15 protein-coding genes are annotated in these 16,430 nt (G+C 55.6%); 11 read left to right on the forward strand and 4 right to left on the reverse strand.

Annotated features, from left to right (window positions below; all coding sequences use genetic code 11):
• The first annotated feature begins 1 nt into the window (after position 1).
• The 4 genes from NKJ21_RS06850 to tldD all read left to right on the forward strand — a co-directional run bounded on the left by NKJ21_RS06850 (position 2) and on the right by tldD (position 7,424).
• Positions 2 to 583, forward strand: a complete 582-nt coding sequence (locus NKJ21_RS06850; RefSeq protein ID WP_022064520.1) for a nucleoside triphosphate pyrophosphatase — start codon at positions 2 to 4, stop codon at positions 581 to 583.
• Between the two features lie 2 nt (positions 584 to 585).
• A complete protein-coding gene (gene rng, locus NKJ21_RS06855; RefSeq protein ID WP_008806687.1) occupies positions 586 to 2,055 on the forward strand; it encodes a ribonuclease G in 1,470 nt (489 codons plus the stop codon).
• 37 nt (positions 2,056 to 2,092) lie between these two features.
• On the forward strand, positions 2,093 to 5,890 hold the full coding sequence (gene yhdP, locus NKJ21_RS06860; protein WP_239270427.1) for an AsmA2 domain-containing protein YhdP: 3,798 nt from the start codon (positions 2,093 to 2,095) through the stop codon (positions 5,888 to 5,890).
• Between the two features lie 88 nt (positions 5,891 to 5,978).
• Positions 5,979 to 7,424: a metalloprotease TldD gene (tldD, locus tag NKJ21_RS06865; RefSeq protein ID WP_008806685.1), complete on the forward strand. Its 1,446-nt coding sequence runs from the start codon at positions 5,979 to 5,981 to the stop codon at positions 7,422 to 7,424.
• A 35-nt stretch (positions 7,425 to 7,459) separates the two neighbouring features.
• Here tldD and aaeR read toward each other — a convergent pair whose 3' ends face one another.
• On the reverse strand, positions 7,460 to 8,389 hold the full coding sequence (gene aaeR / locus NKJ21_RS06870; protein ID WP_008806684.1) for an HTH-type transcriptional activator AaeR: 930 nt from the start codon (positions 8,387 to 8,389) through the stop codon (positions 7,460 to 7,462).
• 131 nt (positions 8,390 to 8,520) lie between these two features.
• Here aaeR and aaeX point away from each other — a divergent pair, with 131 nt between their 5' ends.
• The 4 genes from aaeX (at position 8,521) to NKJ21_RS06890 (ending at position 11,992) form a co-directional block, all read left to right on the forward strand.
• Positions 8,521 to 8,724: a p-hydroxybenzoic acid efflux pump operon protein AaeX gene (gene aaeX, locus NKJ21_RS06875; protein WP_002918640.1), complete on the forward strand. Its 204-nt coding sequence runs from the start codon at positions 8,521 to 8,523 to the stop codon at positions 8,722 to 8,724.
• Between the two features lie 7 nt (positions 8,725 to 8,731).
• Positions 8,732 to 9,664 carry a p-hydroxybenzoic acid efflux pump subunit AaeA gene (gene aaeA, locus NKJ21_RS06880; RefSeq protein ID WP_008806683.1) on the forward strand — a complete coding sequence of 311 codons (933 nt, stop codon included), beginning with the start codon at positions 8,732 to 8,734 and terminating at the stop codon, positions 9,662 to 9,664.
• Positions 9,665 to 9,669: 5 nt separating this feature from the next.
• The gene (gene aaeB / locus NKJ21_RS06885) at positions 9,670 to 11,637 is read left to right on the forward strand and encodes a p-hydroxybenzoic acid efflux pump subunit AaeB (protein ID WP_008806682.1); all 1,968 of its coding nucleotides are present in this window, start codon (positions 9,670 to 9,672) and stop codon (positions 11,635 to 11,637) included.
• Between the two features lie 79 nt (positions 11,638 to 11,716).
• Positions 11,717 to 11,992: a barstar family protein gene (locus NKJ21_RS06890; RefSeq protein WP_008806681.1), complete on the forward strand. Its 276-nt coding sequence runs from the start codon at positions 11,717 to 11,719 to the stop codon at positions 11,990 to 11,992.
• Positions 11,993 to 12,185: 193 nt separating this feature from the next.
• On the opposite strand, the gene yhcN-B is transcribed toward NKJ21_RS06890, so the two are convergent.
• The 3 genes from yhcN-B to argR all read right to left on the reverse strand — a co-directional run bounded on the left by yhcN-B (position 12,186) and on the right by argR (position 13,658).
• Complete coding sequence (gene yhcN-B / locus NKJ21_RS06895; RefSeq protein ID WP_008806680.1) at positions 12,186 to 12,452, reverse strand: DUF1471 family stress response protein YhcN-B; 267 nt, start codon at positions 12,450 to 12,452, stop codon at positions 12,186 to 12,188.
• A gap of 98 nt (positions 12,453 to 12,550) precedes the next feature.
• The gene (yhcN, locus tag NKJ21_RS06900; protein ID WP_008806679.1) at positions 12,551 to 12,814 is read right to left on the reverse strand and encodes a peroxide/acid stress response protein YhcN; all 264 of its coding nucleotides are present in this window, start codon (positions 12,812 to 12,814) and stop codon (positions 12,551 to 12,553) included.
• A 373-nt stretch (positions 12,815 to 13,187) separates the two neighbouring features.
• The gene (gene argR, locus NKJ21_RS06905) at positions 13,188 to 13,658 is read right to left on the reverse strand and encodes a transcriptional regulator ArgR (protein WP_002918625.1); all 471 of its coding nucleotides are present in this window, start codon (positions 13,656 to 13,658) and stop codon (positions 13,188 to 13,190) included.
• Between the two features lie 414 nt (positions 13,659 to 14,072).
• On the opposite strand from argR, the gene mdh reads away from it, so the two are divergent.
• From mdh to NKJ21_RS06920, 3 genes are all read left to right on the forward strand, one after another.
• Positions 14,073 to 15,011 (forward strand): malate dehydrogenase, encoded by a 939-nt coding sequence (gene mdh / locus NKJ21_RS06910; protein WP_008806678.1) that lies wholly within the window; start codon positions 14,073 to 14,075, stop codon positions 15,009 to 15,011.
• A 131-nt stretch (positions 15,012 to 15,142) separates the two neighbouring features.
• Positions 15,143 to 15,772, forward strand: coding sequence for a GntR family transcriptional regulator (locus tag NKJ21_RS06915; RefSeq protein ID WP_254732814.1), 630 nt, complete (start codon positions 15,143 to 15,145; stop codon positions 15,770 to 15,772).
• Positions 15,759 to 16,424 carry a GntR family transcriptional regulator gene (locus NKJ21_RS06920; protein WP_008806676.1) on the forward strand — a complete coding sequence of 222 codons (666 nt, stop codon included), beginning with the start codon at positions 15,759 to 15,761 and terminating at the stop codon, positions 16,422 to 16,424. The genes NKJ21_RS06915 and NKJ21_RS06920 overlap by 14 nt, the downstream gene beginning before the upstream one ends.
• The last annotated feature ends 6 nt before the right edge of the window (positions 16,425 to 16,430 follow it).

A 16,430-nucleotide genomic window follows, 5' to 3' on the forward strand; every position in this document is an offset into this window, starting at 1 on the left:
TATGACAACTCTGTATCTTGCTTCAGGTTCCCCGCGTCGGCAGGAACTGCTGACTCAGCTTGGTCTCACTTTCGAGCGTCTGGTTCCCGGTATTGAGGAACAGCGCCAGCCGCAGGAGAGCGCCGAGCACTATGTTGTCCGCCTGGCGCGCGAAAAAGCGCAGGCCGGGGTGGCGATGGCATCGCGCGATTTGCCGGTGCTGGGGGCGGATACGATTGTCATTCTTAACGGCGAAGTGCTGGAGAAACCGCGCGACGCTGAACACGCTGCAGCAATGCTGCGTCTGCTTTCCGGCCAAACGCATCAGGTCATGACTGCGGTGGCGCTGGCAGATACGCAGCAGATGCTGGACTGTCTGGTGGTCACGGACGTGACCTTCCGGCTGCTTAGCGAGCAGGATATCGCCGAATATGTGGCCAGCGGCGAGCCTTTAGATAAAGCAGGTGCATACGGTATTCAAGGGTTGGGTGGTTGCTTCGTCAGGAAGATTAATGGCAGCTATCACGCCGTAGTCGGCTTACCGCTGGTGGAAACGTATGAGTTGCTCAGTAACTTTAACTCACTGCGTAAAGAAAAGGGATAAAGATGACGGCTGAATTATTAGTTAACGTAACGCCATCCGAAACGCGCGTCGCGTATATCGATGGCGGTATTCTGCAGGAAATCCATATTGAGCGTGAAGCGCGACGCGGAATAGTAGGCAATATCTACAAAGGTCGTGTTAGCCGAGTGCTGCCGGGAATGCAGGCGGCTTTTGTAGATATTGGTCTCGATAAGGCGGCGTTCCTCCACGCCTCCGATATCATGCCGCATACCGAATGTGTCGCCGGTGAGGAGCAAAAGCAGTTTACCGTACGCGATATTTCGGAGCTGGTGCGCCAGGGCCAGGACCTGATGGTCCAGGTGGTCAAAGATCCGCTGGGCACCAAAGGCGCGCGTCTGACCACGGATATCACCCTGCCTTCCCGTTATCTGGTGTTTATGCCAGGCGCCTCCCATGTGGGAGTATCCCAACGCATTGAAAGCGAAGCCGAGCGTGAGCGGTTGAAGAAGGTTGTCGCAGATTACTGCGACGAGCAGGGCGGATTTATCATTCGCACCGCTGCGGAAGGGGTTCACGAGCAGGAAATGGCCGCCGATGCCGCCTATCTGAAGCGCGTCTGGACCAAGGTGATGGAGCGCAAAAAGCGCAATCAGACCCGTTATCAGCTGTACGGCGAGCTGGCCCTGGCTCAGCGCGTGCTGCGTGATTTTGCCGATGCGCATCTCGACCGTATTCGCGTCGACTCTCGCCTGACCTACGAGGCGTTACTTGAGTTCACCGCTGAATATATCCCGGAAATGACCAGCAAGCTGGAACACTACAGCGGCCGCCAGCCGATTTTCGATCTCTTTGATGTGGAGAACGAAATTCAGCGCGCGCTGGAGCGTAAGGTTGAGCTGAAGTCCGGGGGCTACCTGATCATCGACCAGACCGAGGCGATGACTACCATTGATATCAATACCGGGGCGTTTGTCGGGCACCGGAATCTTGACGATACTATCTTCAATACCAATATCGAAGCCACCCAGGCGATAGCCCGCCAGCTACGTTTGCGTAACCTCGGCGGCATTATCATCATTGATTTCATTGACATGAACAATGAAGACCATCGTCGACGGGTACTGCACTCCTTAGAGCAGGCGCTGAGTAAAGATCGGGTGAAAACCAGCATTAATGGCTTCTCGCAGCTGGGACTGGTGGAGATGACCCGCAAGCGCACGCGTGAAAGCGTGGAGCATGTGCTGTGCAACGAGTGCCCGACCTGCCACGGACGCGGAACGGTAAAGTCGGTTGAAACGGTATGCTATGAGATTATGCGTGAGATCGTCCGTGTGCATCATGCTTATGATTCCGATCGCTTCCTGGTCTATGCTTCCCCTGCGGTGGCGGAAACCCTGAAAGGGGAAGAGTCGCACGCGCTGGCGGAAGTGGAAATCTTTGTCGGCAAGCAGGTCAAGGTACAAATTGAGCCGCTCTATAATCAAGAGCAGTTCGATGTGGTTATGATGTAAGACACCGCGTCATTGTGCGGCTGACAAGGAGAGAGGCGTGAGGCGACTGCCCGGGATTTTATTGCTCACCGTGGCAACATTGATTGTTATCGTCGCGCTGCTGGTGAGTGGCTTGCGTCTCGTGTTGCCGCAGCTTGACTCCTGGCGTCCGCAGCTGCTGGAGAAGATTTCCACACTTACCGGCACGCCGGTGGATGCCTCGCAGATCACCGCCAGCTGGCAAAATTTTGGTCCGACGTTAGATGTCCGTGATATTCAGGTAGGGCTGAAAGACGGCGGCAAAATGGCGGTGAAGCGCGTGACCCTGGCGCTGGACGTCTGGCAGAGTTTGCTGCATATGCGCTGGCAGTTCCGCGATCTTACCTTCTGGCAGCTGCAGGTTCATACCAACACCCCTATTCAGACCAATGACGGCGGCGAAAGCCTGAAAACCGACCGCATCAGCGATCTCTTTTTACGTCAGTTCGACCACTTTACCCTGCGCGACAGCCATCTGAGCTTCCTGACCATTTCCGGTCAGCGGGCGGAGCTGGCAGTCCCGCAGCTGACCTGGCTTAACGGCAGGAACCGTCACCGCGCCGAGGGGCAGCTTAGCCTCTCCAGTCTCACCGGCCAGCATGGCGTGATGCAGGTGCGGATGGATCTCCGCGATGAGGATGGCCTGCTGAATAAAGGGCGAGTCTGGCTACAGGCTGACGATATTGACGTCAAACCGTGGCTCGGCCGCTGGATGCAGGACAATATCGCTCTGAAGAGCGCCCGCTTCAGCCTTGAAGGTTGGATGACCATTGAAAAAGGCGATGTGGCCAGCGGTGACGTATGGCTGAAAAAAGGGGGCGCCAGCTGGCAGGGGGATGACGAAGTTCATCACCTGTCAGTGGATAACCTGACGGCGCATCTCTCCCACGACAAGCAGAGCTGGGGCTTCTACATTCCCGATACGCGGATCGCTATCGACGATAAACCCTGGCCAAGCGGCGCGCTGGCGATGGCCTGGATCCCGGCGCAGGACGTCGGTGGCGACGACCATCAGCGTAGCGATGAATTACGCATTCGTGCCAGCAACTTAACCCTCAGCGGCCTCAGCGGATTACAGCCCTTCGCCGATAAGCTGGCGCCTTCCCTGGGCGAGCTCTGGCGCACCACGCAGCCCAGCGGCAAAATCAACCTGCTGGCGCTCGATATTCCCCTGCAGGCGACGGAGAAAACGCGCTTTCAGGCGCAGTGGAGCGATCTGGCATGGAAGCAGTGGAAACTCCTGCCGGGAGCGGAACACTTTTCCGGCAGTCTGAATGGCAGCGTTGAGCACGGGGAACTGCGCGCCCGCATGACGCAGGCGCTGATGCCTTATACCGGTGTTTTCCGCGCCCCGCTGGAGATCGCCGCTGGCGAAGCCACCCTCAGCTGGGTGAAAAACGACAAAGGGTTTATGCTTGATGGCCGCGATATTGACGTGCAGGCGACGGGTGTCCGCGCCCGCGGCGGCTTCCGCTATCTGCAACCGCAGGGAGATGATCCCTGGCTGGGCATTCTGGCGGGCATCAGCACCAATGATGGTGGCCAGGCATGGCGTTACTTCCCGGAAAACCTGATGGGCAAGGCGCTGGTGGACTATCTCAGCGGCGCGATTAAAGCCGGACAGGCTCGCGATGCGACGCTGGTGTATGGCGGCAATCCGCATCTTTTCCCTTACCCGCATAATGAAGGGCAGTTCCAGGTTTATGTCCCGCTGAAGAACGCCACTTTTGCCTTCCAGCCGGACTGGCCGGCGCTGACCGGGCTGAACATCGACCTCAACTTCATCAATAACGGGTTGTGGATGCGGGCGGATAAAGCGATGCTCGGCAATGTCACCGCCAGCAATCTCGATGCCGCGATCCCGGACTATACCGCTGAAAAGCTGTTGATTGATGCCGATATCAAAGGCCCGGGCAAAGAGGTGGGACCTTATTTCAACACCACGCCGCTGAAAGAGACCCTGGGAGCGGCGCTGGATTCCCTGCAGCTGGACGGGGATGTGAGCGCTCGCTTACATCTTAACATCCCTTTAGATGGCGAAATGACCACCGCGAAAGGCGATGTGCGTCTGCAGAATAACAGTCTGTTTATCAAGCCGTTAGACACCACTCTGCAAAACCTGAGCGGGAATTTCAGCTTCGTGAATGGCGATCTCAATAGCGAAACGTTGAGCGCGACCTGGTTTCATCAGCCGCTGAATCTCAATTTTTCCACCCGGGAGGGCGAAAAAGCGTTTCTGGTGGACGTCGGGATGAACGCCAACTGGCAGCCATCGCATACCGGGTTGCTGCCAAAAGCCGTCAACGAGTCGCTGAGCGGCAGCGTGCCGTGGGAGGGCAAGGTCGCTATCGAACTGCCGTACCATGGTAACGCCAGCTATAAGGTTGATATCAACGGCGACCTCAAGAATGTGAGCAGTCACTTACCTTCGCCGGTCAATAAGCCCGCTGGAGAGCCGATGCCGATCAAAATTAACGTCGCCGGCGGTTTGAGCAGCTTCGACCTGACCGGCTCCGTCGGCGCGAAGAATCATATCAACAGCCGCTGGTTGCTGAACCATAAGCTGACGTTGGATCGGGCAATCCTTACTTCGGACAGCAAGGGGCTCTCTCCGCTGCCTGACCAGCCTGGGGTTGAACTCAATTTGCCACCGATGGATGGCGCTCAATGGCTGGCGCTCTTTCAAAACGGGGCGGCGAATGAAGTCAGCAGCACCATACTCTTTCCCCAGCGCATTGTGCTGCGTACGCCGTCGCTGGCGCTTGCCGGTCAACAGTGGAACAACGTCAGTCTGATGTCGCAGCCGGTCGCCGGCGGCTCGCAGGTCGAGGCGCAGGGGCGTGAAATCAACGCTACCCTGACGATGCGCGACAATGCGCCCTGGCTGGCGAATGTGCGTTATCTCTATTTCAACCCGACCAGCGCCAATGGCCAGACCGGTGAGAAGAACGCAGCCCCGCAGGCAGAGACGCGGCTGGATTTCCACGGCTGGCCCGATCTGCAGCTGCGCTGTGCGGAATGCTGGTTGTGGGGGCAAAAATATGGCCGTATTGACGGCGATGTGGCGATTAAGGGCGATACCTTAACGCTCTCCAATGGTCTGGTGGATACCGGGTTTGGCCGACTGACGACCGATGGCGTCTGGGTCAGCGCGCCGGCTGGTGTACGCACGTCGCTGAAAGGCAAACTGCATGGCAATAAAACGGATGAGTTTGCCAGTTTCTTCGGCGTTTCCACGCCGGTGAAGGATTCGCCGTTTGACATCGACTATGATCTGCACTGGCGCGCGCCGCCCTGGTCGCCCGATGTCGCATCGCTCAATGGGATCATTAAAAGCCACCTCGGCAAGGGACAGTTTACCGACCTGAGTACCGGACACGCTGGCCAACTGCTGCGTTTGCTGAGCGTTGATGCCCTGCTGCGTAAGCTGCGCTTCGACTTTAGCGATACCTTCAGCGAGGGCTTTTACTTCGACTCGATTAACAGTACGGCATGGATCAAGGATGGCGTGCTGCATACCGACGATACGCTGGTGGATGGCCTGGAAGCGGATATTGCCATGAAAGGTTCGGTCGATTTGGTGCGTCGCCGGCTGGATCTGCAGGCGGTGGTGGCGCCGGAGATCTCTGCGACCGTCGGCGTGGCGGCGGCTTTTGCCGTCAACCCTATCGTCGGCGCGGCGGTGTTTGCCGCCAGCAAGGTGCTGGGCCCGCTGTGGAACAAAGTCTCGATTCTGCGCTATCGCATTACTGGTCCGATTGACCAGCCGCAGATCAATGAGGTGCTGCGCCAGGCGCGTAGCAACAAAAAGCAATGATTTGACGATTGCCGGGAATTGCCGCAATCTCAATAGATCGCCTTCTGTATTTCCGCCTGTCAGGCGGCAACAAACGAGTAGCATAACGATGAGTCTGAACCTGGTAAGTGAACAATTACTGTCGGCAAATGGCCTGAATCATCAGGATCTGTTTGCCATTCTTGGTCAACTGACCGAGCGCCGCCTCGATTACGGCGATCTCTATTTTCAGTCGAGCTATCACGAATCCTGGGTTCTGGAAGACAGCATCATTAAAGATGGGTCGTACAACATTGACCAGGGCGTAGGCGTGCGCGCCGTCAGCGGCGAAAAAACGGGCTTTGCCTATGCGGACCAGATTAGCAAGCTGGCGCTGGAGCAGAGCGCCCAGGCGGCGCGGACGATTGTGCGTGATACCGGTAATGGCAAAGTGCAGACCCTGGGAGCCGTTGAGTACAGCCCTTTGTACACCAGCATCGACCCGCTGCAGAGCATGAGTCGGGAAGAGAAGCTGGATATTCTGCGCCGGGTGGACAAAGTCGCCCGGGCGGCGGACAAGCGCGTGCAGGAAGTTTCGGCCAGCCTGAGCGGCGTTTATGAGCTGATTCTGGTGGCCGCCACCGACGGCACCCTCGCCGCGGACGTTCGCCCGCTGGTGCGCCTTTCGGTCAGCGTGCTGGTGGAAGAGGATGGCAAGCGTGAGCGCGGCAGCAGCGGCGGCGGTGGACGCTTTGGCTATGACTATTTCCTCGCCTCCCAGGAGGGCGACGTGCGGGCTGATGCCTGGGCGAAAGAAGCCGTGCGCATGGCGCTGGTGAACCTTTCGGCAGTCGCCGCCCCGGCGGGGATGCTGCCGGTGGTGCTCGGCGCCGGCTGGCCTGGCGTCCTGCTGCACGAAGCGGTCGGCCATGGGCTGGAAGGTGATTTCAACCGTCGCGGCACCTCGGTCTTTAGCGGCCATATGGGGGAATTAGTTGCCTCTGAGCTGTGCACCGTGGTGGATGATGGCACCATCGTCGATCGTCGCGGGTCGGTTGCCATCGATGACGAAGGCACGCCGGGGCAATACAACGTGCTGATCGAAAACGGCATCCTGAAAGGCTATATGCAGGATAAGCTCAATGCGCGTCTGATGGGCGTCGCGCCGACCGGTAACGGCCGTCGCGAGTCGTATGCTCATCTGCCGATGCCGCGTATGACCAATACCTATATGCTGGCGGGCCAGTCGACGCCGCAGGAGATTATCGAGTCGGTCGATTACGGTATCTTCGCGCCTAACTTTGGCGGCGGGCAGGTGGATATCACCTCCGGTAAGTTTGTCTTCTCTACCTCCGAAGCCTATCTGATCGAAAAAGGGAAGGTCACGAAGGCGGTGAAAGGGGCCACGCTGATCGGCTCCGGGATTGAAACCATGCAGCAGATTTCGATGGTAGGGAATGACCTGCGGCTGGATAACGGCGTTGGCGTTTGTGGCAAAGAGGGCCAGAGCGTGCCGGTGGGCGTCGGCCAGCCGACCCTGAAGGTCGATAATCTTACCGTCGGCGGTACCGCCTGATCCTGACCAGGTTCCCGGCCCTGCCGGGAACCGCTTCACCGGGCGATCCCGCGCCCGTGCATGCCCTGATAGATCTTCGCCACGTCGACAAAATACTCTGTCAGATAGTTGATACAGACCTGCACTTTCAGCGGCAGTTTATCCTTTTCCGTATACAGCGCGTAGACCGGCCGCGGATCGGACTGGTAGCTGGGCAACAGGATCTCCAGCTCGCCGCGGTTGATCTCTTCGATCGCCCACATCAATGGTACATAAGCGATACCCACCCCGGCTGTCAGCCAGCGTATCAGCGTCATGGGATCGTTGGTCACAAAGCGCCCCTGCGGGATCAGGCGGGTTGAGATCCCTTCCGGGGCGATAATTTCAAATTCGTTATCCGGACGTACGCTATATTCGAGCCATGAATGGCTGGCGAGGTCGGCCGGTTTCTCCGGATTGCCTGCTTGCGCCAGATAGCTTTTGGCGGCGCATAATACCATCGGCATTGAGCCCAGGCGGCGGGAAAAAAGGCTGGAATCCTGCAGGGCCCCCACGCGGATCACCACGTCAAGGCCGTCGGCGATCAGGTCAGGGGCTGGTATGCCGGTGACCAGATTGACGGAGAGTCCGGGGTATTCTTTCAGCATTTCCGCCGTTATGCGCGCCAGAACATTTTGTGCCATAGTTGAAGAGCAACCGATGCGCAGCGTCCCGATGGGGGTGTTATTAAATGCGTATAATTGCTCATGGACATCCTGCGCTTCAAACAGCATCCTACGGCAGCCCTGGTAATAGATTTTACCTGCTTCAGTTAAGCCAAGGCTGCGGGTGCTGCGGTTGAGCAGCTTTACCTGCAGCTCATCTTCCAGTTTGGCTACGGTCTGACTGATCGAAGAAACGCTCATCTGAAGCTGGCGGGCCGCCGCGGTGAATGAACCTAATTCGACCACTTTGGCGAAAACGGACATGCGTTTTAATCGTTCCATTATTCACTCTGGCTTAAAAGTGATTTAGATCACACATTGTAGATAATGCGGCAATCGTTACGTTAATATATTGTTAGCTACATAATAAACGCATCTGCTCACTACCTGTACGCTTCTTATTCAAGGTCATCATGAGTCTGTTTCCTGTCATCGTGATTTTCGGCTTATCGTTTCCGCCGATCTTCTTCGAGTTGCTTTTGTCGCTGGCCATCTTTTGGCTGGTGCATCGACTGCTGGTTCCGACCGGCATTTACGATTTTGTCTGGCACCCTGCACTGTTTAATACGGCGCTATATTGCTGCCTTTTTTATTTGATATCGCGCTTGTTCGTTTGAGGTTGATGTGAAAACACTAACAAGAAATATCCTCCGTACCGCTATTACCGTGATACTGGTCATTTTGGCTTTCGTGGCGATTTTCCGCGCCTGGGTCTATTACACCGCTTCGCCGTGGACGCGGGATGCGCGCTTTAGCGCTGACATTGTGGCGATTGCCCCTGACGTCTCCGGGCTGATTTCCCAGGTAAACGTCAAGGATAACCAACTGGTTAAGAAAGACCAGGTATTGTTCGTTATTGACCAACCTCGTTACCAAAAAGCGCTGGCGGAAGCGGAAGCCGATGTCGCCTACTACCAGACCTTAGCGCAGGAGAAGCGCGTTGAAGCGGGTCGGCGTAATAAGCTGGGCATACAGGCGATGTCGCGGGAAGAAATAGACCAGGCGAACAACGTGCTGCAAACCGTTGAGCATCAGTTGGCGAAAGCGGTAGCCAGCCGCGATCTGGCCAGGCTGGACCTCGAGCGCACAGAAATTCGCGCCCCCGCGGATGGCTGGGTGACCAACCTTAACGTCTATACCGGGGAGTTTATTACCCGCGGCTCCACGGCGGTGGCGCTGGTGAAAGAGAATACGTTTTACGTCATGGCCTATCTGGAAGAGACCAAGCTGGAAGGCGTCCGCCCTGGCTACCGTGCGGAGATTACCCCGCTTGGCAGCAGCAAAACCATTAAAGGGACAGTGGACAGTATCGCTGCAGGGGTGACCAACGCCAGCAGCAGCAGCGACTCGAAAGGGATGGCCTCGGTCGACTCCAACCTTGAGTGGGTGCGTCTGGCGCAGCGTGTGCCGGTGCGTATTCGCCTCGACCAGCAGCAGGGCAATCTGTGGCCATCGGGCACCACGGCGACGGTGGTGATCACCGGTAAAGAAGACCGCGATACCAGCCGGGCCAACTTCTTCCAGAAACTGGCTATGCGCCTGCGCGAATTCGGTTAATCGCTATGGGGACATATACCATTGCTCCCCGGCATCTCCGCTTTGCCATTAAGCTTGCATGCGCGGTGGTGCTGGCGCTGTTCGTCGGTTTCCATTTTCAGCTCGAAACACCGCGCTGGGCAGTACTGACGGCAGCGATCGTCGCCGCCGGGCCAGCCTTTGCTGCTGGCGGCGAACCTTACTCGGGCGCGATCCGCTATCGTGGGATGTTGCGAATTGCCGGGACCTTTATTGGCTGTATTGCGGCGCTGATTATCATCATCCTGATGATCCGTGCGCCTCTGCTGATGATGCTGGTTTGCTGCCTGTGGGCCGGGTTTTGTACCTGGATTTCGTCGCTGGTTAAGGTCGAGAACTCCTATGCCTGGGGACTGGCCGGGTACACTGCGCTGATTATCATTATCACCATCCATACCAATCCGATGCTGGCGCCGCAGTTTGCTGTCGAACGCTGTAGCGAAATTGTCATCGGTATTGTCAGCGCTATCGTCGCCGACCTGCTGTTCTCTCCACGTTCGATTAAAAAAGAGATCGACCTTGAGCTGGATAACCTGCTGATTGCGCAATATAAGCTGATGCAGTTATGCGTCGCCCACGGTGAAAAAGAGGAAGTGGATCAGGCGTGGGGCGCGCTGGTGCGTCGCACCACGGCGCTGGAAGGTATGCGCAGTAATCTGATCATGGAATCCTCTCGCTGGGCGAAGGCGAATCAGCGCCTGAAGGCGATCAATACCCTTTCATTAACGCTTATCACCCAGGCTTGCGAGACCTACCTGATTCAGAACTCGCGCCCGGAAATGGTGACGGATGACTACCGTGAGCTGTTCGCCGAGCCGGTGGAGACAGTGCAGGACGTCCACCAGCAGTTGAAGCGTATGCGCCGTTTTCTGACCTGGAAAGGCGAGCATAATACGCCCGTCACCATCTACAGCTGGGTGGGTGCCGCTACGCGCTACTTATTGCTTAAGCGTGGCGTGGTGGGTAACACCAAAATCAGTCGCATTGAAGATAGTGTGCTGCGCGGCGAAGCGGTGGTCAAAGTGGAATCTGCTGAGCGCCACCATGCGATGGTGAACTTCTGGCGTACCTCCGTCTCCTGTATCCTCGGGACGCTGTTCTGGTTGTGGACAGGCTGGACCTCAGGCAGCGGCGCGATGGTGATGATTGCCGTCGTTACCGCGCTGGCGATGCGCCTGCCTAACCCCCGAATGGTGGCGATGGACTTCCTTTATGGCACCCTGGCGGCGTTACCGCTGGGTACCCTGTACTTCCTGGTGATCATGCCGGCGACGCAGCAGAGCATGCTGCTGCTTTGCATCAGCCTGGCGGCGATGGCGTTCTTTATCGGTATCGAAGTGCAGAAAAGGCGTCTCGGATCGCTGGGAGCGCTGGCGAGCACCATTAACATTCTGGTGCTGGATAACCCGATGCAGTTTCAGTTCAGTCAGTTCCTCGACAGTGCGCTGGGGCAGATCGTCGGCTGTTTCCTTGCCCTGATGGTCATTCTCATTGTCAGGGATAATTCTCGGGCCAGAACCGGTCGGGTGCTGTTGAATCAGTTTGTCTCTGCGGCGGTCTCTTCGCTGACAACGAACTCGGCGCGTCGTAAAGAGAACCATCTGCCCGCGCTCTATCAGCAGTTGTTTTTATTGCTCAATAAGTTCCCCGGCGATGTCGCCCGCTTCCGTCTGGCATTGACGTTGATTATTGCCCATCAGCGCCTGCGTGATGCGCCCGTGCCGGTGAACGACGATCTGTCGGCCTTCCATCGACAGCTGCGACGTACCGCAGATCATGTGATCTCCGCCGGGAGTGATGATAAGCGTCGGCGCTACTTTACCCAGCTGCTGGCTGAGCTTGATGTCTATCAGGAGAAGTTGCGGGTCTGGGAGGCTTCGCCCCAGGTGACCGAGCCCGTGCGGCGGCTGGTTGAGATGTTGCACAAGTACCAGCATGTGCTGACCAGCAGTTAACCCCTAAACCGACGCCCAGGCGTCGGTTTTTTTATCGCTATACTTAACGGCGACAGGAAGAGAAGCGGGAGGGGCTGCCATGACCACCTATACGTTTGATTTTGACGAAATCGCCGAACAACAGGATTTCTACCGGGAGTTTTCCCGAACCTTTGAGCTGGCTCAGGATAAGGTCAACAACCTCGATTCACTGTGGGACGCGGTGACTGGTGGGCTGCTGCCATTGCCGCTGGATATTGAGTTTATTCATTTAAACGACAAGCAGCGTCGGCGCTTCGGCGCGCTGATTTTATTATTTGATGAAGCAGAAGAGGAGCTGGAGGGGGAGTTGCGCTTTAACGCCCGGCATGGCTAAACGTTCATTTCTAATCTGTTGAATATTGGTGAAGGCTTCCCTCCAGAGGTTGCGCGCCTCGCCGACCGTGACGGACGTGTTTCTGAACCAGGGGAGCGCATTGAGACATCGCTGTTCCGGACGGGGCCGGCGATGAAGCAAAAAAAAGCCCCCGGCAGGCGGGGGCAAGTCGTCGAAATAAGACGACGAGGGTTTATTTGTACAGCTCAGCGGTGGCGTGCCAGCTATCGCCGGTACGTGCTTCAATAATACGGTAGCTGCTGGCGCCTTCTTTCTCGGCTTTAGCGGCCAGCTCCTGACGCATGTCCATTGGCGCACTACCTACCTGGGATACGGAGATGGTGCCCATGGACTGCAGGTTTTGTGCTTGTTCAGCGTTAACTTGCTGAACGGCCGCGCTTGCGCCGAAAGAGAGAACGGAAGCCAGGCCAAGGGATGCGATGATCATTGCGCGTTTCATAATCTTTACTCCAGTCTTTGTTTTGCCGCGGCGGGGGATGTATGCGCCCAGGCCGCGGTAGAGAATCTGTGTCGGGTTAGTCGTTGACGAACTACAACTTATTTATAAAGCTCAGCGGTGGCATGCCAGTGGTCGCCAGTGCGGGCTTCGATAATGCGATAAGAAGAAGCCCCTTCTTCCTGCGCTTTCTTGTTCAGCATTTCATGCATATCCATCGGGGAAGAGGCTACCGCGCCGACGGAAACTGTGCCGATGGCCTCGCGGCCCTGGGCTTGCTCGCTGTTGATAACGTCAGCGGCAAAAGCGCCAAACGACACGACGGACAGGATGCTGAGTGCTGCTACAGTGGTTTTGATTTTCATGATGTTCACCTCGTCGAATCTTTTTGTTGAGGGTCTTTGTTTCGTGACCCTCATCACAAAACCAAGTATACACTAATCACCAAAAATATTAATACCATGCTAATTGTTTTGCGCGTTAATAGTTACAATGAATTGCGCTTTTTATAACCTATAAGAATTAAAAATGACAACTTATCCGCAGTGATAAGATTTATTTCTAATAAAATCATAAAGGTATGCGAATTTGATCTTTTGTGCGTTTTAGGCGTTTCCCTTAAGTAAAAGAACGTATAGACGCGTTAAATCACACAAAATGTTAAATAATTGTTGGATTGAGGGGCGTGAGAGAGAAAGAAAGGGGAGTCGCCCTCTGACGATTGCCAGAGGGGAATACTCAGAGTTCCTGTTCGAACAGGACCAGGATGGCGTCGTGCAGATCTTTCACCGTAAAGCCGCGCGCAGGGGTGGTGAAGATGGTGTCATCCCCGGCGATGCTGCCGAGAATACCTTCCGCCTTGCCCAGCGAGTCGAGAAGACGGGCAATCAGCTGCGCCGCGCCGGGGCTGGTGTGAATCACCACGACGGCATCGTTATAGTCGATATCCAGCACCAGATTTTTCAGCGGGCTGGAGGTGGTCGGCACGCCAAGCTCAGCAGGCAGGCAATAGACCATTTCCATTTTGGCGTTACGGGTACGAACCGCGCCAAATTTGGTGAGCATGCGGGAGACCTTCGATTGGTTGATATTCTCGAAGCCTTCTTCCTGCAGCGCCTGGACGATCTCACCCTGCGAGCTGAATTTTTCTTCTTTAAGCAGCGCTTTAAACGCTTTAACCAGTTCTTCTTGTTTTGCCGAACTTCGCATAAGTCACCCAGATTATGGTGGTAAAAACAACATCATTATGCATAACCGTGAATTTTTATGCAAATAATCCGCAACGGGATAGGTCAATAATGTTATGAAGGGGGCATATTTTAGCAAAAAAACCATATAAGGAACATGTTCACATCACAACGCTTAAAGCCATGTAAAAGTAAATGAAATGTTATTGAGTTGGTGTTGTTTTGCGCAACTGGCTGGGTGTATTGTAACCAACAGTCGATCCGGTACTTCGCTTTGCTGGATGGTCAGTCAGGAAGCATAAAGTGCGCCGCTGTTCTATTGCTACGCACAATAATGCATTCTTCAGCCATAATCATTGTAATTGTTCATCTTGTGAATTAAGGTCCAGGCGACGGAATAACGAAAGACTAAATTAACCATAATAAGGAGTTTAGGATGAAAGTTGCAGTCCTTGGCGCCGCCGGTGGTATCGGCCAGGCGCTTGCCCTACTACTTAAGACCCAACTGCCTTCAGGTTCAGAGCTCTCGTTGTACGACATCGCTCCGGTTACGCCGGGCGTGGCGGTAGATCTAAGTCATATCCCCACAGATGTAAAAATTAAAGGATTTTCCGGTGAAGATGCTACCCCGGCGCTGGAAGGCGCTGATGTGGTGCTGATCTCCGCGGGCGTAGCGCGTAAGCCCGGCATGGATCGTTCCGACCTGTTTAATGTGAATGCCGGCATCGTTAAGAACCTGGTGCAGCAGATTGCCAAAACCTGCCCACAGGCCTGCATTGGTGTTATCACCAACCCGGTGAATACCACCGTGGCTATCGCCGCCGAAGTGCTGAAAAAAGCCGGCGTGTACGATAAAAACAAGCTGTTCGGCGTCACCACGCTGGACATTATCCGCTCCAATACCTTTGTCGCTGAGCTGAAAGGTAAATCGGCAACCGAGGTGGAAGTCCCGGTCATTGGTGGTCACTCCGGCGTCACCATTCTGCCATTATTGTCGCAGATCCCGGGCGTCAGCTTCAGCGATCAGGAAGTGGCCGATCTGACTAAACGCATTCAAAATGCCGGTACCGAAGTCGTGGAAGCGAAAGCGGGCGGTGGGTCGGCGACGTTGTCGATGGGTCAGGCGGCTGCGCGCTTTGGTCTCTCTCTGGTTCGCGCGATGCAGGGAGAGAAAGGTGTGGTGGAGTGCGCCTACGTGGAAGGCGACGGCCACTATGCGCGTTTCTTCTCCCAGCCGCTGCTGCTGGGAAAAAACGGCGTGGAAGAGCGACAGTCTATCGGCAAACTCAGCGCCTTTGAGCAGCAGGCGCTGGAAGGCATGCTGGACACCCTGAAGAAAGATATCGCGCTCGGCGAAGACTTCGTCAACAAGTAACCTCGCACGTGCAAAAAAGCCGGAACCGTTGTTCCGGCTTTTTATTGCCTCACTTTTCGCCTCCATGCGCCAGCGGTCGGGCAAATCTGCTAAAATCCCCCGCGTTTTAAGCCACCAGCCATGAGGACAGCGTGAAAAAGATCGAAAGAAAACAGACCCGGGACCAAATCGCGCAGATGATTCGTTATCAGATCCTCTCCGGCGCCATGAAACCCGGGGAGGAACTGACTCAGGAGAACATCGCGGAACAATTGGGACTTTCACGTATGCCGGTTAGGGAAGCGCTACAGTCCCTTGAACAGGAAGGATTTCTGGTGCGCTTGCCTAACCGACATATGCAGGTCTCCACGCTGGCCGTCGAGGATGTGAGCCATATTTTTCGCGTTATCGCGGTGATGGCTGTTGAACTGTTTGCCCTCGTGCCGGCAAATCAGGGGGAATTACTTCGCGCGCGCGCGCAGGAGCTGGCGCGTGCTGGCGATAATGCCGGTGAACTGGCGTTTCATCAGTTGCTGATTTCCTATCTTGATAACCGCTATCTGGCAAAGGCGTATCAGCAATTTTTGGACGGTTATATTTCCTATGTCATTCTGTACCTGAAAGAGGATGGCCAGGAGTCGGCGCAGATCCTGAACGAACTGGCGAGCGCCATTGGCCATGGCGAAGGCGAAAAAATTGCTCAGGCAACACAGCGTTATTTCCTTATGCTTGCGGAGATAATGCGTCAACATATGAAGGATTGGGAAAGTGCAGAAGCCTAAATTAGGGAAAATTAAGCTTCTTTCCGCGAAGGAGCAGGTGGCGGCGGTTTTGCGTAAAGCGATCCTTTCGCGGGATTTAGTGGAAGGGCAGGAAATTACCCTTGAAGGGATTGCCAAAATGGTTGGCGTTTCCAGCATGCCGGTACGTGAAGCGTTTCAGATTTTAGCCGCCGATGGTCTGATTCAAGTGCGGCCGAATAAAGGTGCGGTGGTGCTGGGGATTAATGAGCAGACTATCCGCGAGCATTACGAAATTCGCGCTGTACTGGAAAGTGAAGCGGTGGCGAAAGCTTCTCGTCCAGGGACCGATATTTCACGCATCGCTCAGGTTCACTATGCCGCAGAGAAGGCGCTGGCAGACAATAATTCTGCTGAATATTCCGACCTGAACCAGGCCTTCCACATGGAGATCTGGAACGCGGCGGGAAATGAAAAAATGAAGATGCTGCTCTGCAACATGTGGAACGGACTGTCGATGGGGCACAAGGTGACCGAAGAAGAGTACGCCGTCATTTCCCTCCGTGAACATAAAGCGATCTTACAAGCGCTTGAGCAGCATAACGAAGCGCTGGCCCGTCAGCGAATGCATGAGCATATCATCCGCTCGATGGAGAATATGCTCACGCGTTACCTGCCCGATCCTGCTCCCTGACCGGAT

The sequence above is a fragment of the Klebsiella sp. SWET4 genome, assembly GCF_024296565.1.
Classification (GTDB): Bacteria; Pseudomonadota; Gammaproteobacteria; order Enterobacterales; family Enterobacteriaceae; genus Klebsiella; species Klebsiella variicola.